Below are 26,093 nucleotides of genomic sequence, written 5' to 3'. Positions count from 1 at the left end.
CTAAACCAAAGTCTGGTGTTATAGTGGAGGGTTTCGCTATTTGTGATATAGTTAATCTATCATAGATGTAAGTATGTGCTTTTGAATAAAATCCCATCTGTCATGAGGTTTAAAAACTATCTTAGATGGGATAGCTATCACTAAGTCATATTGTGGAATACAACAGATAGCATTTCCTCCAGCTCCCATTGCTGAATACCATAAAACTCCATCTTTTTTACATAGCCACCATAGGTAACCATACTCATTGGTATTCATTTTGACAGACTCTTCAATCCATGATTTAGATATAATACTTTTATTATTCCAAATACCTTTATTTAAATATAGAAAACCAAATCGTAACATATCTCTAGCGCTCAACATAAGTCCCCATCCACCTGTAGAATTACCTTGTCTATCTTTTGCCCAACCCTTAAGATTTTTTCCAAATAAATCTTCAAAGCCAAAGCCGTTCATATCATAATCTGGTATCTCTTTCATACCAATAGGTTTAAATAAGTATTCATTAGCAAATTCACGAGCAGATTTTCCTGTAGTCTTTGTGATAATAGCTGAAAGTAGATGCGTTCCAGCTGAAGAGTATTTGAAAGTACCAATATCACCTTTTTGACCAAGTTGATTTAAGGCATATTTTATCCAATCTTTCTGTTTACAAAATCTCTCTAATGACTCAGTATTATTTTTAAAAGGGTATGGTGCAGTCATTGTAAGTAGATGACGTATAGTTACTGCCTTTTTACATATTTCAGTAGGACTACAAGTATATTCAGGAAAAAAATCAACAACTTTTTGGTCAACATCTTTTATATATCCTTTGTCTATTGCGATACCTATTAAAGCTGATATAACACTTTTTGTAACTGATGCAACATGAAAAGTATCATCAATATTATAACCATTATAATATTTTTCAAATACGATATTTCCTTTTCTTGCGATAATTATTCCATTTATATTGTTGTACTGAGAGATTATTAGAGGTTCAAGTTGTGAAAGTTTTTTTGAACTCATACCAACATTTGAGGGTTCTATACTTTCAAATGTCAAATCTAAGCAACTATTTTTATTCATTATAGGTACCTTCCTGTTATAGAGTTTGGATTTTCTTTTAGAGTTTTAGGGGAGCCTTCTGCAATTATATAGCCTCCTTTATCACCACCTTCTGGACCAAGTTCAACAATCCAGTCGCAAACATTTAAAACATCTATATCATGTTCAACAACAATTACAGAGTTTCCATTTGCTACTAACTCATCCAACAGTTGAATTAGTTTGGCAGTATCATATAGACTTAGACCAGTAGTTGGCTCATCCAATACATAAAGGATATTACCATTTCGTTTTTTACCAATTTCTTTTGCGAGTTTGACTCTTTGAGATTCACCTCCACTTAAAGTAGGTGTGGGTTGACCCAATTTTATATATCCCATACCTATTTGTTCCAGTACCTTTAAGTGTGAAACAATATTTGGCATATCTTCAAAGAAATTTACAGCTTCAGAGACACTCATATTTAAAACATCATGAATATTTTTATTTTTATATTTAATGGATAAAGACTCATCATTAAACCTCTTTCCATGACATTCGCTGCATATATGGTCGATGCTTAAGTTATTACCCAGCCAGACCTTTTCATATCCACTACCACTACATTTAGAGCAAGCTCCTTTAGAATTAAATGAAAAATGACCAGCTGTAAATCCTCTATTTATTGATTCTGACTGATTTGCAAATAATGTACGTATCTTATCCCATATACCAATATAAGAAGCAGGAGTTGAATTCATATTTTTGCCAATAGGAGATTGAGATATTTCTGAATATCCAGAAATATACTTAGTACCTATTAATCTATCTGCTATAGTCTCAACAACTGCATAATCATCTTCATCACTTATTTCACTCTCTAGGACACTTGATTGACTATTGATAGTATGGTTATTAAAGTGACTTCTAAGAAGAGGGAGTAGGGTGTCTGATATAAGTGAACTCTTTCCACTACCTGATTTACCAGATATTCCAACCATAGAACCCAAAGGCATTGACACTGTTACATTTTTAAGGTTGTTTGTATTTGCATTTTGAACAGTTATACAAGGCATTTTATCAATACTATCAATATTTCTAGAGGTTGCTCTGTTAGGCATTGAGCATTTTCCTGATAAATATTGTCCAGTAATTGACTTGTCTGATTTAAGTAGACCATTTAAATCTCCTTGATAAATTAGTTGTCCACCTTCAATACCAGCCTTTGGACCAATATCAATAATATGTTCTGCCATTTCAATTGTATTTCTATCATGTTCAACGACTATAACTGTATTTCCTAAGTCTTTAAGTTTTTTTATTGATTTTAAAATGTCTATTTTTTCTGATTCATGTAATCCAGCAGTTGGCTCATCAAGTACATAAATTAATGAATCCATCTCTGAATCAAGATGTGAATTTAAAAATAGTCTTTGAATTTCTCCACCACTTAAAGTTGACATCTCTCTGTATAAGGATAAATGACCTAATCGTGATTCTATTAGATGTCTTGTTTTGGATAAAATATCATTTATAAGGTTTGTACCAAATGTATTTAAATTCCCTTGACCTAATAAGATTTTAAGGAACTCATCAATTTCTAAAATAGTCATTTTTCCAAGTTCACCAATATGTTTTCCATTTAAGAGTACTCCACGTGCTTCTTCACCAATCTTAAAGCCTTGACACTCAGAACAAGCAGTCATAGTGTAAACTCCATTCAAATCCTCACCCCTTTTGTAACGGTTGTGAAATAGCTTTGATAAAGAGGAACTTTTTTTGCCATTTTCATAGTGACCATAGAGTACTTCATTTTTTATTTCTTCAGGTAATTGTAAGAATTGTATCTCTAAATAATCGTTGAATTTTTTAGAGAATACTCTCAAATATCCTGGTGTAATTTTTGCTCTATCCAAGACTTGTTTTAGGGTATCGTGTTTATCAAAGACTAACTTTTCAATATTAATCTCAAAGTATGCTCCATGTCCAGAACATTTCATACACATTCCATCTGAAGAGTTGTATGAGAAATAACTTGGTCTCAATCGTTCTTCTTCATGACCACAATTATTGCAAACTAGATTGGTGCCTAAAGGAGTATTACACATTGTACACATTATCTGTCCCTCTGCTGAGTACAATAGTGTAAGCATATTAAGTATATTGGTTCTTGTACCTACTGTTGAACGAGGATTACTTTGACGAATAATATTTTGTTGAACAGCTATAGTAGGAGCTAGGCCTTGAATATTATCAAATTTATCTTCCTTATCAATACCTGAAAGTATACCTAAAGATTGCAGATATTGTTTACGCCCCTCCTCAAATACAATGTCAAACATAAGGCTGGATTTACCTGAGCCACTGACACCTGTTGCAACAACAAGTTTGTCTTTTGGGATAGAAACATCTATATTTTTAAGATTGTGTATCTTAGCTCCATTAATTTTTATTTCTTTCATTGGTTCACCTCATTTTATCAATCTTATCAAACCATAAAATATGGATTATGAACCCTTAATACAAGAATAATTTATACGAAGTTATTTAAAAAGGTTCTATTGGCAAATATATATCGACTAAGTGCCTATTTTGAGGGTGATTATTTGGGTTATTAAGATATACTTCAAAAGGAAAGGATGCACGTAGCTTGTAATTGCCATTTGATAGCCATTCTCTATACATAAAATCCCACGCATCACTGTATTCGTATTTTGAAATATCGAAATGTCCCACAAGATACTTTCCAGAAGGTATTATCATATTGCCAAGAGTATCATTTTCTTTTACAACTTTGCTGTCTGGAATTGTCATACAAATACTAGTCCTTAATTGGTGCTCCTGTGTAAATTGTGGATTATCATGATAGATGGCTAATATTTTTGTATTTTCAAGTCCAAGTAGATTCTGCTCACTTGCATATATGAATAGCTTTTCTAAAAGTTTTGGGAAAGTACTGGTTAGATTACCATATGAACCAGTATATCTAGTGTAAATGGTGTTCATATTACCAAGTTCTAGAATTTCAATTTCACCCTTAACCTCTCTAATATTCTTACATTTAGGTTTTGATATGCTTCTATTGTACTGAGAAATTTTATATGGTTCTTTGCAATTCTTGCTATAATTATTTCTATATTTTATAGGGCTTATTTTATAATAATTTTTAAATGCTCTAGAAAAAACAGCAGAATCAGTAAAGCCAAAGTAATGTGCAATATCAGTAATTGTCATATCAGGGCGGTGAATAAGAAAAGAAGTTGCGTTTTCTAATTTTAGCCTATTTACATACTGAGACAAAGTTTCTTTTTCTATGGCTTTGAAAATTCTATGAAAATGAAACTTTGAAAACCCTGCTATGTTGGAAAGTTCATCAAGAGAAAGAGGTTCATGCAAATGTTCTTCTATATAGTCTTGTACTTTGCAAATACGATTTAGATATTCTGTTCTACTTTTAGAGTTTGTCATAACTATTCCTCCTCATTGTGTAAAATATGTATATTAACTAATTGATAATACATAAAATTTTAGGTATTTGTAATTTATAATGAATAAGGTGTTATACATTTTTCTTGTGTTTAATAAAAAGTATAAAGCTCCTTATAGTTGTTTTTGTAGCTATCAGTATAATCTTCGTAATAATTAGTATAGCATAGTGATTTATTTTTGATTGCGTATTTATATAAATATATAGTTTATGGCAGTGACAAATTATTATATGAATAAACCATAATTTAAATAAATCATAATATAAACAAGTTAAGATATGAATTAGAGTTTAGTACACAGCAGAAAAATATAGAGAAGATAAAATAATATTAAAAAATTATATGATAAGTTTAATAAAATCTTTATATTAAAAATAATATTACACTTATTGTTTAAATAAAAAAGTTAAATCTGCACCATTAACTTAATATGATTAAAAGTTTAAAATAAAAATATCAAAGAATTCTTTTTAATAAAAATAATAATTTAATAAGTTATTTAGAAATCTAAAAAATTTTACAAACAAATATTTATTCAAATTGGAGGAGTGGGAATATGAGTAATGGCTTTTATCAATTAAATTCAGCGGTATTGTATTTTAATGAACGAAGTGATGTAAATAGAATCAGATTTAATCATTATATAATGAGAAAAGAAAATATACAAAGATTAAAAGGAACTTTGCCAAGAGGGCAATTTATGATTACATTAAGAAAAGCTGCATCTGACCTTGATGTATCTATATCTACAATAAGTAGACTTGTAAATGAATTTATAGATTTAGGTATATTGAGATTAATAAGTAGAGGAGTAAAGGGAAATTGTTGTTCTGTGTATAGTTATGTATGTTCTGAAGATAGTAATACAGGGGTTGTAGGAAAAAATAGTGATATTTTCACAAATATAGAGAAATATATTAACGGAACTATTAACAATAATCAAAAAACAATGAAACATAAGCATAGAGATGAGTTGTTCAAAACCAATAATACCAGCACATACGGCTGTATAGATGAATATAGTATAGACAAAGATTATGAGTGGGTAATTGATACAGGGTGTGAAACAGAAAATGAGACAAAGAAAAAAGAGTTATTAAAAAACAATTTAAATAAAAAGAATTTTAAAAAAAATACCCTTGAAGAATCAAATGAAGAATCGACTTGTGGAGTTTTAGAAACTATTCATGAAGTTATTATAAAAAAATTAAACAATGAATCAGGAAAAAATTTTAAAGTTGATTTAGGTATAACTAAAGATATTATAGATGAAAGATTAAAAGAAGGGTATAGTTTGGATGATTTTTATAAGGTTATAGAGGCAAAGGTAAAAAGATGGAGATATACACCTATGGAAATGTATATAGAACCAGCAATTTTGTTTAGTTGTAATTTTGAGTCGTATTTAAGTGAAGAAAGTTCCTTAAAACCCTGTAATTATGGGGATGGATATGATGATATGTATTAGGAGTTATATAGAGATATTTATTAAGAGGTTAGTTTGTTTTTTAGTTGCTTAAAATATGAGTATACAAAAATAAACGGTATATTAAAAAATAGTGTGCATTTTTTAAATGAGAAAAGCACACTATTTTTTTAATATACTGGAGAAATATAGCCCATTTGAATTGCTTTTGTAATAGCCTCAACTGATGAAGAAACATCTAATTTGTAATATATGTGTTGTAAATGATTTGATAATGTTCTTTCACTTATGTACAATTCATCAGCAATCACTTTTCTTTTTTTTCCACTACAGATAAGTTGTAATATTTTTTTCTCCATACTTGTCAAATCTTCAATAATTAGTTCATTATTTTCAGATGGGAAACAAGTTCGACCTTGATGGACTTTTAATAATGAATCAATTAAACTATCTGGACTGATATTCTTATTAAGGAATCCACAGATACCTATTTTTTTAGCTTTATATTTATAAACTGGTAGGTCATATCCAGTCAACATTATTATTTTAATGGTAGGGTTAGTTTCTAATAAATTATAAGCTACCTCTAAGCCATCACATTCACTTAAGTCTCTAAGATTTATATCCATCAATACAATATCTATTTTTTTATTTATAATTATTTCTGATAAATTATGAACATCTTGTGTGGAATAAAATTGTTCGAGTTCTTCATATTCTTCTAATGCAATAGACAAGCTTTTAGCAAAAAGCATGTGGTCATCAACTAACAAAATATTTATATGAACCATCTCCTTTCATAGGAATTGTAATTTGTACACAAATTCCGTGAGGTATATTATCAGAAATATTTATTGTTCCTCCTAGATTTTCTACTTGTTCTTTAATGGAGATAATGCCCTTATGCTTTGTTGTATCTAAAGGCATTTTAGGTGTATCTAAATTAGTTTTAAAGGATGTATTTGTCGCACCATTATCACCAACAGATAATTTTATTATATCTTTTTCTAGTGATAAAGTTATCCACGCGTGGCTACCATTTGAGTGTTTATATACGTTGGTCAATAATTCTTTAATTAGACGGTACATCAATATATCATATGGCTCAACCAAGAATAGAGTATCAGAACACTTAAAGGCAACTAGGATATTTCTTTGTGGAAATGATGAAGAAACACTTTCAATCAAATTCTGATAATTTTCTTTTATTGTCAAATTTTTTAAGATTACAGGATGATAGTCCTGCATCTGCTTTCTTATACATGTATTTAAGTTGTTAAGTGTTTCATATATAATATCTTGTACTTCTGGACGATATGACTTACTTGTCATATTTTTTATTGAAAGCAAATCTTGTAACACATCGTCATGTAAAAAATTAGAAAAATCTGTTTTTAGTTGTTCCTCTTGTTGTAATCTCTCTAATGCAAAAGTATACTTACTATTTCTAGGAGTTTGATTTTTTTCGTGTTTTAAATTAAATTCTAAAATAATGTTACAAAGGAAAATCAGCATAAATAAAACATTTATAGCGATTAATATTATAGAAAAATTACCACTACTAAGTAGTACCATCAAACTAATAACTGTAATACTCGTAAAAAGAAAAATAGACCTTTGTTTTAAGTTAAAAACTGTTGAAATAGGAAAATTATCATTTTCTTTAAGTACAATACCATGAATACTCATAGAAAATATCAATACAGTTAGATAGATTCCAAAATTACCAATATGATTTGATATTTTTAGTGTGAAAAAATAATAAATAAGGAATCCTATAATTGTTATAAATACAGAAATCAGTATAGGTCTTTTTTCACTTCTTATAACAAAAGTGACTCTTTTCCAATGATAAAAAATAATATAGAAAAAGCTTATTATACTTACAACAAACTGTATTCCATACATACAAGCATAGATTTTGTCAGATATAAATGCTCCCATAATTGCAGTAATACAGGTAATAATTAACAAAATATCTGTTATCTTACGAAATTTGTATCCACTACCTTGAAATAAAAATAAAAATATGAACTTGATAGAGACATACGCTATAATTGTGTTTAATATTTTAAAAATAATAGTACCTATTGGTGTGGCTACAAATGACAAGAGTAAATACCAACTATCTAGTGCTAATAACCCACAAAATAGTGAAATAATGTTATTTTCCCTGACATTACAAGAAGTTATATATGTAATATCTATAAGCAATAATGTTGAAATCATTAAGGGGATAATGCTTTGTATATTCATATAAATTTCAATACTTGTAGAGATTCCCATAAAGAGGAGTGATAGGATGTAGTTTCCTAAAAATAATGTTTTTAAATTAAAGTTTGGCAATCTTATACACCTCCTTATGAATTTATAGTATTGTACTATATCAAGTTTATGACTACATTAAACCTATGAATTTATAGTTTTGTATTATATCAAATATTTATAAATAAATAAAGTATACCAAATCGCCACACATTTAAGTATGACGATTTGAAAAATATCATTTTTTTAATACGATTTTACAACAGGATTTAGTAGTAAGTATGTAATATATTAAATATACTATAGCAGTTGAGAAAACCGCAATAATTACAGGTATATATTGTGAGAATGAGGTTCCAAGTAAATTTTGCATCAAAGCAGTTTTATAGACCAAAGTAGCAAATGCACAATCCAACATCCCAAGTAAAAACGGAATATTAAAAAATGGTAATACCTGTTTTTTAATAATTTTTTTAATTTGTATATCAGTGTAGCCCATTTTTTGTAAAATCTCATAATCAGACTTTGAATCTAAAATTGCTGTTATATTGTTAAAGTATAATATACTTCCAACAGCAATAAAGAATAAAATAACGAGAAATCCTATTAGTAGGAATGTAGAGCTATTAATTGATAATAAATCATTAATCCTGTGAGAATGTCCTTGTAAATAAGGGCTTTTATTTAGATAATCTGAAATATCACCATATAATTTTTCATTGTTTTTAATTGATTTACCATTGATACTCAAAATACTTGTTACTGGCAATTTATTTTGTTCTATTTCTTTATATATATTATCACTAACAATAAGTGTTCCAACACTATTACCAAAAGAAATGGTATTGTTTAATGATGTTTCTCTTACAGTTATAGGTGTTTCTTTACCATTGATGAGTAGTGGGTAAATCATTCCATTTTCAATACTTCCATCATTATTTGGTTGATACTTCATCAAAATACATTCATTATCATTTAAAGGTGTAAGTTGCTTTAGCAGTTTGGTTCTACCTTGTGCTTCTAATAATGTACAATAGTCCGAAAAAGATATACACTCAAATCCTGCTTTTCTTGAGATAACTACTTTAGATGAACTATTATTAGATAGCTCATTTTTAGATGTACCAATCCCATATTCAAGAGGAAGGTCTTTTGCTGAAGATGTTACTTTATAAATATCTGTCTGTGTAAAAATAACATCGTCTGTATCAGAAGTATATCGACTTACAATTTGTTTTACATCTTCAACTTGTTCATTTCTTTCTACCCTAAATTCTATCTCTGAAGGTGCAATACGTGAAATTGATGCAATAGGATAGTATAAAGAAAGTGCCATAACACTTGAAACTGTTAAAGTAGAAGCAGATAGTAATGTAAGCATAATTAGAGTCTTAGAATTTGAGCGTATACGATAGATAAAGTTTGGAATAGTTATTATCTTCATATCTGTGTAGAAAGCTTGTCTATTTTTTTTTCTCTGTTGCATAATGTATGGAAGAAAGGCACTGATAAAGAGAGCTGTACCAATTACAATAAGAATCATAGTTACCAATCCTATTTGATAAAATCCTATACGTATCCATACCGACTTAGTTCCACGAAGAATATCTAATGCCAGACAATAGCCACTTAAAATCATAATGAAGCCCATAAAAGCTGGAATTTTTCTGCACTTCAACTTTTTTTCTGCACTTTTTTCATATCTTACTAATTTTATAAGTGAAGTCCTAAAAAGAAACTTAGCATTTGATATAGATATTACTAAAACAACGAATACTATAAAGAGTGTTGTTTTACCTATTGCACTTATATTAAAAAATGGTATTTGTGAATTGTCAATTGATAAATTGAGCAGAGTAGTAATTCCAAAGATAATACCCTTATGAGCCAATGCTCCTAATACCAATCCTACAATAAAAGCTCCACTACAAATTAATATATTCTCAAAAGTAAGTAGTGATAGGATTGCAAACTTGCGATATCCAAGAAAAGCATATATACTCAGCTCTTTTGTACGACGTCTCAAGAAAAAACGATTTGAATATGCCATATAGAAGATAACAAAAGCCATTAAAAATATAGAGATAACATTGCACATAGACTCAACTCTACCATCAGTTGAAATCTTTTCTAGCATTACCTTATTAACCGAAAATGAAGTAAATGCAAAAAATACAGTGATGACAAAAGAGACTGAAAGCATATATAGAGAATAGAATGAAAAGTTCTTTTTAAGGTTTTTTATTGCCATATAAAAAATGTTCATTAAATTATCCTCCTATCTTTTAGTATCCAATTTTGTAATTTCTTTAATAATCAATTCGTAAAATGTATGCCTGTCATTTTGTTGTTTGTGTAGTTCTTTAATAATACAACCATCTTTAAAAATCAAAATTCGATTTGCAAAACTAGCTGCATAAGCATCATGAGTCACCATTAAAATTGTTGTATTCAATTCCTCATTTGCTTCTTGTAGTGAGTAGAGTAGTTGAGTAGCTGAATTGGAATCTAAAGCTCCTGTTGGCTCGTCTGCAAACAGGATACTAGGTTGTTTAACTATTGCTCTAACTGCTGAAGCTCTTTGCCTTTGACCACCAGATAATTCATTTGGATATTTGTTTAATTGAGCAGTTATGCCAAATCGTTCGGATAGACTTCTTACTAGATTTTCTATTTTATCTGGAGGTAGTTTTTTTAGAGTAAGAGGTACTGAAATATTTTCAAAAATTGTGAGACTGTCCAGTAAAAAATATTCTTGAAAGATAAAGCCTAAATTATTTTTACGAAAATCAGCAGAACTAGTATCATTAAGTGATTTTAAGTTTACATTGTTTATGAAAACATCCCCACTTGTTGGTTTATCAATTGTAGATAATACGTTAAGAAGAGTTGTTTTTCCAGAACCAGAAGCCCCCATTATTCCTATAAATTCTCCTTCTGATACATTAAAGGACACATTATCTAAACTCGGTTGTTGACCTTTAGTATAAATTTTAGTTATGTCATTTACTTTTAATATGGTATTCATAGTATATATCTCCTTTCATCTTAATACAGTCAAATTATATATTAACTTTATTGTTCGTTCATGAGTAAATCACGCAATAATTTTAGGCAAATTAATAATATTATAAAATATTATCTAAAAACCTTTCTTTTCTAGATGCTGTGAGAAAAGACTGGGTTTTAATTTAATCTTTTTATTGTATTTTGTAGATGAAAGGGAATTACTATCAAAGAATTGAAGGAGTAGATTATCATAAGGATATATAGTACTTACTAAACTTTTTATTAGAATTGAGTTAAAAGACATGTGTATATATATAGTGATGTGAGAGGATAAACCATTTAAAAAACAAAAATAAAAAAAGCCATATATACGGAATAATCCAGTATTTATGGCTTTGTGATAATTAATAAAGTATATATTTTATTAATTGTCTATTTCAAATTCCAATATTTCACCAGTAATTGCATTGATTGTTATCTCATATTCAGTATTTCCTTTTATTAGTTCACCTTCATATTCTTTATCATCTTTATCATATTCAAATTTTACTATTTTTCCATCGGGAACTTTACTTAGCATTATTGATTTAGCTTTTTCAGCACTAATAATAGAATTGTTATCATTAGTATTAGAGTTATTATTGTGATTATTATCATTATCATCAAAGTCATCATCAGAATCATTGTCCATGTCAATATCTACAATTCTTCCATCAAATGCATTTATCTCTAATTCATATGTTTTATTGTCTTTTACTATTTTAGCTTCATATTCATTATCCTCAACATCATATTTACAATAGATTAAATTACCATTAGGAACAGTATCTAGTGCTATAGATTTAGCTTTGTCCAATGATATATTTTTTGTACCTAAATTACTATCATTTAAGTCATCATCTTTTTCAATTTCTATTATTTTACCAGAGTAGGCATCAATTTCTATCTCATATAGGACATTATCTTTTATAACTTTGCAGTCGTATTTATTATCATCTTCATCATAGTAACAAACTAAAATATTACTTCCTGGAAGAGCTTGTTTTAATAGTTCTTTAGCCTGTATTAAAGATACTTTTTTAGTTTTATTTCTTATGTCGACATTTTTTAATTTTAAAATATCTTCAAACGCTTTTTGGTTATATCCTCCTCCTACTTGTGTTATTTCATCTATATCTTTATTTTTAATAAATTCCTTTTGACTATTTACGAGGCTACCATTAGATATCATTATAGGTGAATTTTCTTTAGCAGCTAGTACTCCTATTGATAATGAATCTACTAGTGCATTTTCTTGGTTAATACCATCTTTAGCTACAAATACATTATTTATTTTTTTGTCTTTATAAAATTTCTCAATAATTTTTGCATTAGTATTGTTTCTATCTGAACCACTAATTCTTTCTCTGTTTGGATATTTTTTTACTGTATTATCTGATAAAACCTTACTTCCTCCAACTATGTAAGATTTTTTTATAGACCTATTGTTTAAGAAATTTACACTACTATCATTACTGTTTTCATCTGATACTAGTATTATAGGCATATTATGTATTGCTGCTGGAGAAGCTATGCTAACTGCATCAGATAACCCCTTTAATCCATTTACAACAGCAACATTTTCTACTTTTTTTATTTTATCTATTTCTTTAAGTACATTTGTAGACATTTCATATATATTATTTCCTGCGACTTTATTTATTTTTATGTTAATTGATTTTAGCTCATTTTCTACTTTAGCAGAAATACTATTTCCACTATCTACTATGTACACATTTTCTACACCAAGTCTTTTAAGTTCAGCTTTAGTCGAACTCTCAATACTATTACTGTTTACTAAAAGAATAGGTGCATTCTTTAGTATAGCAAATGGATTTGCACAAAGGGCACTTTGAATAGAGTTACCATTAACTAGAATAGCTGTTTTTGATTGAACCCACCCCAATTTACTTACTTCTACGGCTGTTTCATATCTTGTTTTACCTATTAGTCGTTCTTGTTTTGTAGCATTATCTGCAAAGATTACTGAAAAACTAGAAAAAAACATCATACCCGATACTAATATAGCTAAATTTTTCTTATTCATATTTTTACCTCACAATCTTTAAAATTTTATTATTTAGCGTTACTTAGTAAAATATAATCTTAAAAGTAAGCTGATATTAAATCTGATACTATAAAATCAACAGATAAGATTATTTAAAAACAAAATTTTCCTTTTTATATTCAATATTGTATCATAAATATAAAAAGGAAAATGCTTTTTAAAAGGGGTATACACTATTCATTTTTATTATTTGATAAATGAGTCTTTCCCCATTGTTTCATATGTTCTAAAACAGGAACAAAACTTATTCCTAAATCTGTTAGAGAATATTCTACCTTAGGTGGGATTTCTTCATAAATATGTCTAGAAATAAAACCATCTGATTCTAGTTCTCTAAGTTGTTTTGTTAATGTAGATTGAGTAATGTTTCCAATCTGTCGCTGTAGTTCTCCAAATCGTATTGTTTTTAAAGATATATAGTAGAGAATTTCAATTTTCCATTTGCCTCCTAATATTTTTTGTATCTTAACTATCGTTTCACATCGTTCAACTTTTGATGAATTATTTTTCATAAAAACCTCTCCTTGAATTTAAGTATAAAGCAGAGTATTTTTAAATTCAACATACTTTATTTTGAGATACTTAGTAGCATATTTGATACTATAAACATAAAAAGACAGTACTTTTCGATTTCAATATGCAATGCTATCATTAGCCCTGAAAGAATTTTATTGATAGGGGAGAGTTGTGTTATGGCAAAAATAAAAAAAATAAGTAAAGACTTACAGAAAATAGATGTTTTTCAAAAGGGGATGTTTTCTAAACAAAGTTTGAAAAAAATAGTTATTCCTTTGATGATTGAGCAGACTTTGATGTTATCAATAGGTATGTTTGATACGTTAATGGTATCTTCAGTTGGAGAAAGTGCAGTTTCTGGTGTTTCTCTTGTAGATACCATCAATACTTTGCTTATATACCTATTAACTGCTCTTGCTGCTGGAGGAGCTATAGTAGCAGGTCAATATCTAGGTAGCAAAAACTCAGAAAAGAGTAATCTTGCTGGAAAACAGCTGTTGACTGTCAGCTTTGGAATATCTGTGTTATTTATGACAATTTGCTTGATTTTTAATCACAGACTTTTATCGTTGTTTTTTGGAACTATAGAGCACGATGTCATGAGAAACGCTAGAATATACTTCTATATAACAGCAGTTTCCTTTCCTTTTATAGCTGTTTATAGTTCATCAGTAGCTTTGTTTAGAGCAATGGGAGATACTAAAACTGCTATGATTAATTCCCTTATTATGAATGTAATCAATATAGGGATAAATGCTTTACTAATATACGGGTTGCAATTGGGTGTATTAGGAGCTGGGATAGGCACTCTAACTGCAAGAGTTGTTGGAGCTACAACAACCATACTTATGTTACGTAATCCGAAATTAACAATTTCTATTCGTTCATATTCTTTTTGGGATATTGACTTAAATACAATCAAAAATATCTTAAAAATCAGTATTCCTGCCAGTTTAGAAAACAGTATTTTTCAAATAGGAAGAATAATTCTTACAAGTTTAATTGCTGTATTTGGAACAAGTGCAATTACAGCAAATGCCGTAACAGGAAGCCTTATTAATGTAGCTACCATTCCAGGTCAAGCATTAGGTTTAGCAATCACTATTGTAGTATCTCAATGTGTAGGTGCTAAGGAATTCGAACATGCCACTTTATATACAAAGTATCTGCTTAGATTATCTTGGTTTTATATGGCTATACTTAATTTAGGAATTTTACTTCTATTAAATCCTATTCTTAATCTTTACAATCTATCCAATATCACATTTTATTTAGCTTTTGAGATTATGATTATCCATATTAGTGGTTGGATAACTGTTTGGCCTCTTTCCTTTGTATTGCCAAATTCATTTAGAGCTTCTGGTGATGTAAGGTATCCTATGATTATTTCTATTTTCTCTATGCTTATTTTTCGTATTGGGTGTAGCTACTTATTAGCTTATGTGGTAGGAATTGGTGTTTTGAGTGTATTTATAGCAATGCTTATGGATTGGATTTTCCGAAGTATCTGTTTTTTGTGGCGTTGGAAAAGTGGAAAGTGGAAAGAACATGCTTTGGATTAATATTAAAAACTATATTTTTATAATATTTGGACTAAAAATAAAAAAAGCTATTGACTTGAAGTTAACTCCAAGTAGTAAAGTATAGTTATACAAGATTTGTATAGATTTAAAAGAGAAGTTAAAAAGAAATAAATTAAATAAGATTTAAAGGGGGAAGTAAAACAATGGAGGCAAAAAAATTAGGTTTTGGATTAATGCGTTTACCAATAAAAGATGAGAATGATGTTACAACTATTGATATGGAATATTTAAATAAAATGATTGATACTTTTTTGGAGAGAGGATTTACATATTTTGATACAGCTTATGTATACCATATGGGAAAAAGTGAGATAGCACTGAGAGAATCTTTAGTAAAGAGACATAAAAGAGATAGTTTTACTGTAGCTACCAAACTGCCATTAATGGTTTTAAAGAAAAAAGAAGAACAAGAGACTATTTTTAATGAACAGTTAGAAAAGTGTGGTGTAGATTATTTTGATTATTACCTTTTACACAATATAGGTGTATCACATTATGAGGTAGCCAAAAAATTTGATAGTTTTAAGTTTATTGAAGAAAAGAAAAAAGAAGGGAAAATAAAGAATATTGGTTTTTCTTTTCATGATAGTGCAGAATTATTAGATAAAGTCTTGACTGAACATCCAGAAGTAGACTTTATTCAATTACAGATTAACTATATAGACTGGGACAATGAAAGTATACAGTCTAGAAAATGTTATGAGATAGCAGAAAAGCACAATAAGCCTGTGATTGTTATGGAGCCAGTAAAAGGAGGCACACTTGCAAAGGTACCAGAAAAGGCAGAGAAGTTATTCAATGATTATAATCCAGATATGTCAATACCATCTTGGGCAATCCGTTTTGCAGCAAGTAAAGACAATGTTATGATGGTCTTAAGTGGAATGTCAAATATGGAACAATTATTAGACAATACAGGATATATGCAAAATTTTAAACCATTTATAAAAGAAGAATATGATGTTATAGACGAAGCTGTAGAAATTATCAATGAATCAATTGCAGTTCCATGTACTGCATGTCAGTATTGTGTAGAAGGATGTCCAAAAAATATTGCTATTCCAAACTATTTTGCATTGTATAATTCAGAAAAACAAGCTATTAATGCTGGATTTTCAACACAGATGGTTTACTATAATAACTATACTAAGACTTATGGTAAAGCATCAGATTGTATTGGATGTAAACAATGTGAGGAAAGTTGCCCACAACATATTAAAATTATAGATGCTTTAAAGGATGTGGCAGAAATCTTTGAAAAATAATTAGTAGCTATAAATAAGAAGGATAAATAATTTTGAAAAATAATTACATGTAGATAAATAGAGTAAGTAGTTTTGATTAAAAAATAGTTACGTACACTTGTGATTTTAGTCATGGGAGGTTCAGAAGTTACTAACTATGGCTAAACAGAATAAGAAATTTCTATAGAATATTATTTGAATTATCTAATGATATTTTAATCTATACAATATCAAGAGAGAGGTATGTATGTATGACGATTTCAGAAGTTAGCAAAAAATACGAGCTTTCAGCAGATACTTTACGATATTATGAAAGAATTGGTCTGATACCACCTGTAGGTAGAAATAAAAGTGGGATTAGGTCCTTTACAGAAAAAGATTGCGAGTGGGTTAATTTCATAAAATGTATGAGAAGTGCAGGACTTTCTATTGAGACATTGATTGAATATGTGGCTATGTTTCAACAGGGAAATAGTACTATTAAAGCGAGAAAAGAACTTTTAATAGAGCAGAGAAATCAGTTGGCGAGAAGAATGGAAGAAATGCAAAAAACTTTGGAACGATTAAATTTTAAGATTGATAGATATGAAGAAGGTCTTGCTGAAAAAGAAAAGACATTAGAAAACAGTATAAGTAAATAAGTGGAGGAAGTATATTATGAGTAAAAATGTATTAATAGTATCCGCAAGCCCTAGAAAAGGTGGAAATTCTGATTTATTGTGTGACCAATTTATGCAAGGGGCATTAGAATCAAAACATAAAGTAGAGAAGATATTTCTAAAAGATAAAGATGTTAACTACTGTACTGGATGTGGTGCTTGTTATGAAAAAGGAGCAAGTTGTCCACAGAAGGATGATATGGGAGAAATTCTTGAAAAAATGATTGAAGCAGACGTGATTGTTTTGGCAACTCCAGTTTATTTTTATACTATGAATGGACAAATGAAAACTATGATTGATAGAACTTGTTCTAGATATACTGAAATTTGTGATAAAGATTTCTATTTTATTGTTGCAGCAGCAGACAATAATGTGGATGATATGGAAAGAACAATAGAAGGATTTAGAGGGTTTACATCATGTTTAAATGGTGCTAAGGAAAAAGGTATAGTATATGGTGTAGGAGCTTGGCACATAGGTGATATTAAGGGAAGTGAGTCAATGAAACAGGCATATGAAATGGGCAAGTTGGCATAGTATGTTTGTATATAATAAAGGGGCTATCTCAAAATAGAGATAAGCTTCTTTTTTATTGTTGAAATTATGAAAATATATTTGAGTTCATACAAAAAAGAGTGCCTCATGAACTAAAAAGTTCATTTTGGGACACTCCATTTATTTTATGATAATTATCTAAATATTTAGTATCACTCATATATCTTAATAATTATCATAAAAAATTATAAAGATTCTTGCATGATATTATTTTCCTTAATAATTAATTTTTCTAAGTTTTTCCAATCAGTTTCTTCCATATTTGCAAAATAATGACCACTTCCTATACAAGTCAAGTAAGACTTTCCATCTAATTCAAATGAAGAACCACCAATACACTTTGAATTACATTTTTTACAAGTACGAGTTTTAGTGATACTTTCCTTAATAGTTTTAGAACATTCTTCTACAACATCTTTATATGTATTTAGATGAAAAAGATTTGCTTTAACTCTCCATTTTTTTTCGTTACATTCTATAGTAAATAGGCTACGTTTTGGTTTCTTAGTGGAATATACTATCTTGTAAGAACGAGCACCTGTCTTTGGCTCAATTTTGCAATCTAATGATTTACCAAGTTCATGTAAATCACAAGCAACATTATAATCTTTACCACTTAATACCTTTAACATTTCCTCTGTTGTTTCTGCTGTTAATTCACTTTTACCCATATTAAAAAATCCCCCTAATAAATAATAATTTCATATAAAAATAATTAATATTAGTATATTAAATAAATTTATTAAAATCAATAAAATAACTACAATCTTACATTATTAGGCATAGAATAAGAGCTAATGCTTTATTATAAAAAAGACTTAATAGTATGAAAATTCACTTAGACATGATACAATTCTATAAAAGATTTAAAAAATAGGAAAGGAGAAAGTTGCTGAGAGGTAATCAACATAATAATTTACTGATAGATTATAAATTTATTATGAGAAGAATAATATTATGAAGTAAGGTTATTAAAAGAGGGATTTGTGAGTTCTCAGCAATGGTGATGGGTATTGATGATTTTTTGGTTACTATTATATTTAGCTATTATATTTTCAATAGGCTCTATGATAACTAGAGTAAATAAGGTTTGGGTAAAGGTTTTACTATTTATAGTGGTTGGATTGTCAACTATAGTTCTTTCATACATAATAACTTGATAATTCATACATAATAACTTGATAATTTAGGATTAAAAACTGGTTTTAACATATAAATTCTCAAAACAAGAATTCTCAAGTTGGTAAATTTCTAGATATGAGAAAAAAATTGACATTACGAAAAATAATTTTGAAGCGTTTTTTTATAAAAATATTTAGATGTGGCTGGTTTGAATGACTTCACAAAATTTTATATATAGGTAAAATTTGGCATGTTAATTGCTTTAATAAAAGTTAACATGGACACAAATAAATATAATCATCTAAGTATTGATTATTTGAAGTTTTAGATTTGAAATTTAATCTAAAGGTTCATATTGATATTGGTGTTTAGGAAATTTTATTTTCCTGTAAATATAACCTAATAATAGGAGGTGAAATTATGTCAAAAGTAGTAATAGCTACAGAGAAAGCTCCAGGAGCAATTGGACCATATTCTCAAGCGATACAAGTTGGAAATATAGTTTCTACATCAGGTCAGCTTCCAATAGATATGAAAACTGGTGAGTTAGTATCTGACCCAAAAGAAGCAACAAAAGCTTCTTTAGATAATGTAAAAGCAATATTAGAACAAGCTGGTACAAGCATGGATAAAATATTTAAGACTACAGTATTCGTAAAAGATTTAAAAGATTTTAATGATATTAATGAAGTGTATGCTACATATTTTAAAGAAAATCCACCAGCAAGATCATGTGTACAAGTTGCTCAATTACCAAAAGATGCAGTTTTAGAAATTGAAGCAATGGCAGTATTATAACAATAAAACCAATAACAAAACTAATGAAAATTAAAAACTAATAAAAAAAGTCTACAATTAAAAAAGTTTATATTAAAAAAGTCTATATAAAAATCTATCTAAATATTTAACTATTGAGCTTTTCTCATATAATGTATATTTTTGTGCCAAAAATATATTTGTTATATGGGGAAGGCTTTTTTGTATTTTATTATTGTATTATGATTCATTTTATTATTTCTATATTATAATTAATGTAATCACAATATAAAACAATTTTTTTATAATTGATATTATGTATTTTAATCCAAATATATAAATAAGTAATGTTTTATATATATTTTAAAGATTGACTATATGTTAAAATATAGCTAAACTGATAATTTGGTAAATTAAATTATAATGGGGGAAACTATGTTAAGTAAATTAAAAGAATTTCAACAAGAAATGATAAAATACACTGAAACAGTAGCTAGTGTGTTAGATGTAGATATTGAAATAGTTGACGATAGATTAATAAGGATTAGTGGCACAGGTCTATATAAATCAAAGATAAATGAAAGCGTTGTTACTGAAGGATTTATCTATGATAAAGTTATACAGACAGGTCAGGAATTAGTCGTATTGGATATATGTGATAATCAGCTTTGTATAGAATGTTCCCATTACATGAAATGCCTAAATAAAGTAATAATAGCAGTCCCAATAAAATATAATAATCGTACTATAGGGGTAATTGGAGCTATTAGTACAGATAAAACTAAAAAAGTAGAAATAAGTGCAAAAATAGATAATTATTTAAAATTTGTCAATCATATATGCGATTTAATTTCCATGAAGATAGAAGAACATGAAGCGTCAAAAAATAGTAGCAGAAAAATGAATATGATGATAGAAATAATTGAAAATGTTGAAAAAGGTGTTATTATACTAGATATAAATAGCAAAATATCATACATAAACAATATAGCTCTAAAAAAATTAGACATTGAGAAAGATATAATAGAAAATATAGTAAATATAGTATCTGTTGAATCCTCCTCAAATGGACATGAATTACTAGAAATTGATATTGATAGCAAGATTTATAATATAAATGCCAAAATAATTCCCGTATATCCATATATAAATCAATATGACAAAATAATAATATTTGACAAGACATATATCAACCACAAAGGACATGGAAAAGTTAATAGTGGATGGGGAAATAGTGATATAGAGTCTATAATTGGAAATTCAGAAGCGATGGTGAAAGTTAAAGAGAGAACCAAGAAATTAGCAAAATCAAATTCAACTGTTCTTATAACTGGTGAAAGTGGTACAGGTAAAGAACTAATTGCTAGAGCTATACATGCAGAGGGTAGTAGGTGGAATAAGCCATTTATTGCTATAAACTGTGCTGCTATTCCAGAAAATCTTCTTGAAAGTGAGCTATTTGGATATATAAAGGGTGCATTTAGTGGAGCTAGTAGTGGCGGTAAGGTAGGAAAATTTGAACTTGCAAATGAAGGTGTGATATTTCTTGATGAAATGGGAGATTTGTCGATGCCTCTACAAGCAAAGCTACTTAGAGTCTTACAAGAGAGAAAATTTGCAAGAATTGGCTCAAATAAACTTATTGATTTAGATATAAGAGTAATTGCCGCTACAAATAAGAATTTACTGAAATTAGTAAATGAAGGTAAGTTTAGGGATGATTTATATTATAGATTAAATGTAATTCCTATAAATTTGCCACCTCTTAGGGAAAGAAAAGATGATATTGAAGCAATAATGATGAAATTTGCTTCTAAATATTCTTTAGAATTAGGTATTCAATTGAATAAAATAGAAAAAAATGTGATGAATATGTTGATTAACTATAATTGGCCGGGAAATATAAGGGAACTGGAAAATGCAGTTGAGTATATGATGAATTTAGTTGGAGATGATGGAATAATATACAAAGATATGCTTCCATTAGATATTTTGAACTATTATAATATTAATGGAAATGCATGTAAGAGTACAAATGGAACCTTTGAAGATGATATAGTTGAAGGTATAGTAGAAAATCAAGAAAGGATACTTTCAATCAAAGAATTAGAGTTGACTTATATAAGTAAGTTGTTGAATAAGTATGGAAGAGATACAAAGACAAAGAAAAAAATAGCGAAAGACTTAGGTATCGGTTTGGCTACATTATATAGAAAATTAGAAGAGGAACAGCAATAACTTAAAATACGAAGTAAGAAAACTTTAGACTAGACATATATACAATTGGACTAAAATAATGACAGTTGGGTCGATTGAACTACTAGTTGGGTCATATATATTGATACTAAAAAATAAGGATGTTATCTTTTTATTAACAGAAGATAACGTCCTTATTTTTTAGTGTCATAAGAATTTATAAATTTTTGGATACTTATGAGAAGGATTAGTTACAGACGAATGTAGTATGGTAAATAATTAATAAATACTTGATAAGTAAAAATATATGGAAGAAGAAAGTACATTCATCTTCTATTCAAAGTTTACTGTAATGAATTTATATGGTAATTTTTATTGAAATAAGGAGGTTTATATGAAAAAATATGGAGTTATTTTACTAGTATTAATTATAGGATTTACAGGATTTTTTGTATATGATAAATCCTTTAAACCCTGGAATGAAGCTGAAAAACGTATTAATAAATACATGGTAGAGCAGCGAGTTTCAAAAGACGATATAAGTAAAATCATAAAAGAAAAAGCAAAAAAAGCAAGTTACAAGGGTATCCTTTATAAGGTATCTTATAAAAATGACCCTCAATATGAATATCAATACTTTTATAGTGATGATTATCATGCTTTATACGTAAACAAGGTTTTATTACAAATATATGACTTAAATGATGGTCATGAATTAAAGGCTGATAAGGAACTTAGAAATTTAAAATATCCGCCAATCTACTTGGATAAATAAGCTATAAAAGAAAAAGGAGTCTTATGAAAATAGACTCTTTTTTTATTTTTACATTAATTTGTTGGTATTAACTCTTAATTGTCTACCTTTACTACAAATAACACATTATTTTATTATTTGTGTATTATAATTAAGCTAATTGAGGTATAAAACGGATTTTTTATAATTGATATTATGTATTTTAATGTAAATATACAAATAAGTAATGTTATATATTTTTAAAAAATTGACTATATGTTAAAATATAGCTAAAATGGTAATTTGACTATATAAAAAAAGTATTTAGTGGAACTAGTCTTAAAGGAAAAAGGATATTTAAACACTGTTTCAGTTCTTCAAAGTAATCAGGTAAATTTAAACTCGCAAATGAAGGCATTATGTTCAGTGACAAAGTGAAATAAAAGTTAAAGTGAAATAGAAGTTATAGAAAATAAAGGCAGTAATATATCTGACAAAATAATAGACATATAAAGAATAAGAGCATAATAAAGGAAAAATTAAAACAAAGAAACGGTTTCTCGAATTGATAATTCTCGTATTGATAAAAATTTCCCAATATGAGAATTTTTTCTTTTATAAATCTTATTTTTCACATTCATAATTTATAAAATTTAAAGAAATTTTATAAAAGTATGTAATTCCAACATAAAAAAAATATTTTTAGAATAAATAATATTGGCATAGTAATTGCTTTACTATTAAGACACAAAGATAAAAAATTAAAATGACACCGAAAAATTTGAAAGGGGAATATAAAATAAATGAGAGAAATAAAATGGAAATTAAATAATCTACCTAAATCTGAGGAAAAAGAAAAAGGTATTGAATTTTTAAAAGATGAAGAGATTGCAAAGGCTAAAGCTTTCCATGAGAGCTTTCCACAATATGAAAAAACTCCTTTAGTTAAATTAGATAACTTAGCAAAATCACTAGGAGTAAGCGGAATATATGTTAAAGATGAATCTTATAGATTCGGATTAAATGCATTTAAAGTTTTAGGTGGCTCTTACTCTATGGGTAGATATTTAGCTCAAAGATTAGATACAGATATATCTGAGTTAGGATATGACAAATTAACTTCAAAAGAAATAAAAGAAAAGTTAGGAGAAATAACTTTCTTTACAGCTACAGATGGAAACCATGGTAGAGGAGTTGCTTGGACAGCTAATAAATTAGGTCAAAAATCTGTTGTATTAATGCCAAAAGGTTCTTCTGAATTTAGATTAAACAAAATCAAAGGAGAAGGAGCAGATGCTAGTATAACAGACTTAAACTACGATGATGCAGTAAGATTAGCTAATGATTATGCAGAAGCTGATGACCATGGAGTAATGGTTCAAGATACAGCATGGGACGGATATGAAGAAATACCAGCATGGATAATGCAAGGATATGGAACTATGGCTAAAGAAGCTATAGAGCAATTAAAAGAATATGGAGTAGACAGACCAACACACGTATTTGTGCAAGCAGGAGTTGGTTCACTTGCTGGAGCAGTTCAAGGATATGTTGCTTCAATATATGATGAATGCCCAATAACAGTAGTAGTAGAAGCTGATGAAGCTGATTGTTACTATAAATCAGCAGAAGCAGGAGATGGAAAACCAAGATTTGTTGGAGGAGATATGCCAACTATAATGGCTGGTCTTGCTTGTGGAGAGCCAAATACTATAGGGTTTGAAGTGTTAAAAAATTATTCATCAGCATTCGTTTCAGCACCAGACTGGGTTTCTGCTAAAGGTATGAGAATACTAGGAAATCCTCTAAGAGGAGATGAAAAAGTAATCTCTGGAGAATCTGGAGCAGTTACAACTGGAGCATTAGTTTCAATTCTTGAAAGTGAAGATTTAAAAGACTTAAGAGCAGCTTTAAAATTAGATGAGAATTCTAAAGTATTATTAATAAGTACAGAAGGAGACACTGACCCTGATAAGTATAAAGATATAGTTTGGAATGGTGAGTGCCAAAGTAAATAAAAGACTTAAAATAAGAACTAAATAAAATCAAAATAAGAGCTAACTAAAATTAAAATAAAGTCTAAATAAAAGATTAATAAATAAAATGTAAAGAAGTCAAAAATCAATAAATTAAGTAGAGTATGAATAAATTAAAAAAGTAAAATGTCAAAGTGAAACACCAACAAATTAAAAATTATATGGGGGAATATCAAAATGTTAAATGAAACAAGAAAAAAACAATTAACTGAAGTATGCCAAGATTTAATAAGAAATGCTAGTTATTCAGGTCAGGAAGAAAATGTAGTAAAAGCAATAGAAGAAAACTTTGCTTTACTAGGTTTTGATAGCTGGTCAAGAGATAGATATGGAAATATAGTAGGATGTATAAAAGGAAACAAACCAGGTAAGAAAATATTATTTGATGGACATATAGATACAGTTCCAGTTCCAGATGCAAGTAAATGGAGCGTTCCTCCTTTTGAAGCGAGAATAGTAGATGGAAAAATATATGGTAGAGGAACTTCTGATATGAAAGGGCAAGTAAGTGCTATGATGGCAGCTGTTTCATACTTTGCAGAAGATACTAACAAAGATTTTGAAGGTGAATTATACGTAGCAGGAGTTGTTCACGAAGAAATATTTGAAGGAGTTTCAGCTAGAGAAATAAGTAAGGCTGTTGAGCCTGATTATGTTGTAATAGGTGAATCTTCAGAATTAAACTTAAAGATTGGTCAAAGAGGTAGAGGAGAAATAGTAGTAGAGACTTTTGGAAAACCAGCTCACTCTGCTAATCCAGAAAAAGGTGTAAATGCAGTTTATAAAATGGCTAATGTAATCCAAAAGATACAACAATTAGTACCTCCAACTCATCCGGTTTTAGGTGATGGAATACTAGTTTTAACAGATATAAAATCTTCTCCATACCCAGGAGCTTCAGTAGTTCCAGATTACTGTAAAGCAACTTTTGACAGAAGATTATTAGTTGGTGAAACAAGAGAAGGAGTATTAGCTCCAATACAAGCATTACTAGATGAAATGATGAAAGAAGATGCAGAATTAAATGCAAAAGTTTCTTATGCAGTTGAAAAAGCTGATTGTTATACAGGAAATACTATAGAAAGTGAAAGATTCTTCCCAGGTTGGTTATATGATGAAGAGGATGAATTTGTTCAAGCAGCATATAAAGGATTAAAAGAAGCTGGAATAGATTCAGAAATAACTCAATACTCATTCTGTACAAATGGAAGCCATTATGCAGGTGAGGCTGGAATAAGAACAATAGGATTTGGTCCTTCTAAAGAAAATCTTGCTCACACAATAGATGAGTATATAGAATTAGACCAATTATTCAAAGGTGCAGAAGGATATTATGGTATATTAAAATCAGTTTACAAAAAATAA

20 protein-coding genes are annotated in these 26,093 nt (G+C 28.5%); 10 read left to right on the top strand and 10 right to left on the bottom strand.

The genetic code is table 11. From position 1 onward, the window contains the following. Nucleotides 1–51 precede the first annotated feature (51 nt). The 3 genes from ACTG45_RS17375 to ACTG45_RS17365 form a co-directional block, all read right to left on the bottom strand. A complete protein-coding gene (locus ACTG45_RS17375; protein ID WP_479919498.1) occupies nt 52–1,074 on the bottom strand; it encodes a serine hydrolase domain-containing protein in 1,023 nt (340 codons plus the stop codon). Next, entirely contained in the window at nt 1,074–3,494 is a 2,421-nt protein-coding gene (locus ACTG45_RS17370; protein WP_479919497.1) for an excinuclease ABC subunit UvrA, read from the bottom strand. Before ACTG45_RS17370 ends, ACTG45_RS17375 begins: the two co-directional genes overlap by 1 nt. 85 nt (nt 3,495–3,579) lie before the next feature. Next, complete coding sequence (locus ACTG45_RS17365; protein WP_479919496.1) at nt 3,580–4,500, bottom strand: AraC family transcriptional regulator; 921 nt, start codon at nt 4,498–4,500, stop codon at nt 3,580–3,582. Between the two features lie 576 nt (nt 4,501–5,076). On the opposite strand from ACTG45_RS17365, the gene ACTG45_RS17360 reads away from it, so the two are divergent. Then, on the top strand, nt 5,077–5,988 hold the full coding sequence (locus ACTG45_RS17360; protein WP_479919495.1) for a conserved phage C-terminal domain-containing protein: 912 nt from the start codon (nt 5,077–5,079) through the stop codon (nt 5,986–5,988). Between the two features lie 128 nt (nt 5,989–6,116). On the opposite strand, the gene ACTG45_RS17355 is transcribed toward ACTG45_RS17360, so the two are convergent. The 6 genes from ACTG45_RS17355 to ACTG45_RS17330 form a co-directional block, all read right to left on the bottom strand. Continuing rightward, nucleotides 6,117–6,737, bottom strand: coding sequence for a response regulator transcription factor (locus ACTG45_RS17355; protein ID WP_479919494.1), 621 nt, complete (start codon nt 6,735–6,737; stop codon nt 6,117–6,119). Next, nucleotides 6,709–8,175 carry a sensor histidine kinase gene (locus ACTG45_RS17350; RefSeq protein ID WP_479919493.1) on the bottom strand — a complete coding sequence of 489 codons (1,467 nt, stop codon included), beginning with the start codon at nt 8,173–8,175 and terminating at the stop codon, nt 6,709–6,711. Before ACTG45_RS17350 ends, ACTG45_RS17355 begins: the two co-directional genes overlap by 29 nt. Nucleotides 8,176–8,449: 274 nt before the next feature. Next, the gene (locus ACTG45_RS17345) at nt 8,450–10,477 is read right to left on the bottom strand and encodes an FtsX-like permease family protein (protein WP_479919492.1); all 2,028 of its coding nucleotides are present in this window, start codon (nt 10,475–10,477) and stop codon (nt 8,450–8,452) included. Nucleotides 10,478–10,489: 12 nt separating this feature from the next. Next, nucleotides 10,490–11,239: an ABC transporter ATP-binding protein gene (locus ACTG45_RS17340; RefSeq protein ID WP_479919491.1), complete on the bottom strand. Its 750-nt coding sequence runs from the start codon at nt 11,237–11,239 to the stop codon at nt 10,490–10,492. Nucleotides 11,240–11,644: 405 nt separating this feature from the next. Next, nucleotides 11,645–13,306, bottom strand: a complete 1,662-nt coding sequence (locus ACTG45_RS17335) for a cell wall-binding repeat-containing protein (protein ID WP_479919490.1) — start codon at nt 13,304–13,306, stop codon at nt 11,645–11,647. Between the two features lie 194 nt (nt 13,307–13,500). After that, complete coding sequence (locus ACTG45_RS17330; RefSeq protein ID WP_479919489.1) at nt 13,501–13,839, bottom strand: winged helix-turn-helix transcriptional regulator; 339 nt, start codon at nt 13,837–13,839, stop codon at nt 13,501–13,503. A 180-nt stretch (nt 13,840–14,019) separates the two neighbouring features. On the opposite strand from ACTG45_RS17330, the gene ACTG45_RS17325 reads away from it, so the two are divergent. The 4 genes from ACTG45_RS17325 (at nt 14,020) to ACTG45_RS17310 (ending at nt 17,867) form a co-directional block, all read left to right on the top strand. Beyond that, entirely contained in the window at nt 14,020–15,405 is a 1,386-nt protein-coding gene (locus ACTG45_RS17325; RefSeq protein ID WP_479919488.1) for an MATE family efflux transporter, read from the top strand. 164 nt (nt 15,406–15,569) lie between these two features. After that, nucleotides 15,570–16,691 (top strand): aldo/keto reductase, encoded by a 1,122-nt coding sequence (locus ACTG45_RS17320; protein ID WP_021386128.1) that lies wholly within the window; start codon nt 15,570–15,572, stop codon nt 16,689–16,691. Nucleotides 16,692–16,921: 230 nt separating this feature from the next. Beyond that, nucleotides 16,922–17,311 (top strand): MerR family transcriptional regulator, encoded by a 390-nt coding sequence (locus ACTG45_RS17315; RefSeq protein WP_479919487.1) that lies wholly within the window; start codon nt 16,922–16,924, stop codon nt 17,309–17,311. 16 nt (nt 17,312–17,327) lie between these two features. Next, a complete protein-coding gene (locus ACTG45_RS17310) occupies nt 17,328–17,867 on the top strand; it encodes a flavodoxin family protein (protein WP_479919486.1) in 540 nt (179 codons plus the stop codon). A 203-nt stretch (nt 17,868–18,070) separates the two neighbouring features. On the opposite strand, the gene ACTG45_RS17305 is transcribed toward ACTG45_RS17310, so the two are convergent. Beyond that, nucleotides 18,071–18,556 carry a hypothetical protein gene (locus tag ACTG45_RS17305; protein WP_479919485.1) on the bottom strand — a complete coding sequence of 162 codons (486 nt, stop codon included), beginning with the start codon at nt 18,554–18,556 and terminating at the stop codon, nt 18,071–18,073. Between the two features lie 871 nt (nt 18,557–19,427). On the opposite strand from ACTG45_RS17305, the gene ACTG45_RS17300 reads away from it, so the two are divergent. The 5 genes from ACTG45_RS17300 (at nt 19,428) to ACTG45_RS17280 (ending at nt 26,093) form a co-directional block, all read left to right on the top strand. Next, nucleotides 19,428–19,805 (top strand): RidA family protein, encoded by a 378-nt coding sequence (locus tag ACTG45_RS17300; protein ID WP_003421988.1) that lies wholly within the window; start codon nt 19,428–19,430, stop codon nt 19,803–19,805. Between the two features lie 393 nt (nt 19,806–20,198). Next, nucleotides 20,199–22,001, top strand: a complete 1,803-nt coding sequence (locus ACTG45_RS17295; protein ID WP_479917560.1) for a sigma 54-interacting transcriptional regulator — start codon at nt 20,199–20,201, stop codon at nt 21,999–22,001. A gap of 352 nt (nt 22,002–22,353) precedes the next feature. After that, nucleotides 22,354–22,734: a DUF3139 domain-containing protein gene (locus ACTG45_RS17290; RefSeq protein ID WP_021386117.1), complete on the top strand. Its 381-nt coding sequence runs from the start codon at nt 22,354–22,356 to the stop codon at nt 22,732–22,734. A gap of 761 nt (nt 22,735–23,495) precedes the next feature. Continuing rightward, nucleotides 23,496–24,710, top strand: a complete 1,215-nt coding sequence (dpaL, locus tag ACTG45_RS17285; RefSeq protein WP_479917559.1) for a diaminopropionate ammonia-lyase — start codon at nt 23,496–23,498, stop codon at nt 24,708–24,710. A 195-nt stretch (nt 24,711–24,905) separates the two neighbouring features. Then, nucleotides 24,906–26,093 carry a YgeY family selenium metabolism-linked hydrolase gene (locus tag ACTG45_RS17280; RefSeq protein WP_479919484.1) on the top strand — a complete coding sequence of 396 codons (1,188 nt, stop codon included), beginning with the start codon at nt 24,906–24,908 and terminating at the stop codon, nt 26,091–26,093.

This window comes from Clostridioides sp. LIBA-7602, assembly GCF_056688945.1.
Note: the sequence above shows the minus strand (reverse complement) of the source record. Positions and strands in the feature narration are given on the sequence as shown.

Coding starts and splice junctions, on each gene's coding strand:
- ACTG45_RS17330 (WP_479919489.1), bottom strand. CDS start 13,839: ATGAAAAATAATTCATCAAAAGTTGAACGATGTGAAACGATAGTTAAG.
- ACTG45_RS17315 (WP_479919487.1), top strand. CDS start 16,922: ATGACGATTTCAGAAGTTAGCAAAAAATACGAGCTTTCAGCAGATACT.
- ACTG45_RS17295 (WP_479917560.1), top strand. CDS start 20,199: ATGTTAAGTAAATTAAAAGAATTTCAACAAGAAATGATAAAATACACT.
- ACTG45_RS17280 (WP_479919484.1), top strand. CDS start 24,906: ATGTTAAATGAAACAAGAAAAAAACAATTAACTGAAGTATGCCAAGAT.
- ACTG45_RS17325 (WP_479919488.1), top strand. CDS start 14,020: ATGGCAAAAATAAAAAAAATAAGTAAAGACTTACAGAAAATAGATGTT.
- dpaL (WP_479917559.1), top strand. CDS start 23,496: ATGAGAGAAATAAAATGGAAATTAAATAATCTACCTAAATCTGAGGAA.
- ACTG45_RS17370 (WP_479919497.1), bottom strand. CDS start 3,494: ATGAAAGAAATAAAAATTAATGGAGCTAAGATACACAATCTTAAAAAT.
- ACTG45_RS17355 (WP_479919494.1), bottom strand. CDS start 6,737: ATGGTTCATATAAATATTTTGTTAGTTGATGACCACATGCTTTTTGCT.
- ACTG45_RS17320 (WP_021386128.1), top strand. CDS start 15,570: ATGGAGGCAAAAAAATTAGGTTTTGGATTAATGCGTTTACCAATAAAA.
- ACTG45_RS17305 (WP_479919485.1), bottom strand. CDS start 18,556: ATGGGTAAAAGTGAATTAACAGCAGAAACAACAGAGGAAATGTTAAAG.
- ACTG45_RS17360 (WP_479919495.1), top strand. CDS start 5,077: ATGAGTAATGGCTTTTATCAATTAAATTCAGCGGTATTGTATTTTAAT.
- ACTG45_RS17335 (WP_479919490.1), bottom strand. CDS start 13,306: ATGAATAAGAAAAATTTAGCTATATTAGTATCGGGTATGATGTTTTTT.
- ACTG45_RS17345 (WP_479919492.1), bottom strand. CDS start 10,477: ATGAACATTTTTTATATGGCAATAAAAAACCTTAAAAAGAACTTTTCA.
- ACTG45_RS17340 (WP_479919491.1), bottom strand. CDS start 11,239: ATGAATACCATATTAAAAGTAAATGACATAACTAAAATTTATACTAAA.
- ACTG45_RS17290 (WP_021386117.1), top strand. CDS start 22,354: ATGAAAAAATATGGAGTTATTTTACTAGTATTAATTATAGGATTTACA.
- ACTG45_RS17350 (WP_479919493.1), bottom strand. CDS start 8,175: ATGATTTCAACATTATTGCTTATAGATATTACATATATAACTTCTTGT.
- ACTG45_RS17300 (WP_003421988.1), top strand. CDS start 19,428: ATGTCAAAAGTAGTAATAGCTACAGAGAAAGCTCCAGGAGCAATTGGA.
- ACTG45_RS17310 (WP_479919486.1), top strand. CDS start 17,328: ATGAGTAAAAATGTATTAATAGTATCCGCAAGCCCTAGAAAAGGTGGA.
- ACTG45_RS17375 (WP_479919498.1), bottom strand. CDS start 1,074: ATGAATAAAAATAGTTGCTTAGATTTGACATTTGAAAGTATAGAACCC.
- ACTG45_RS17365 (WP_479919496.1), bottom strand. CDS start 4,500: ATGACAAACTCTAAAAGTAGAACAGAATATCTAAATCGTATTTGCAAA.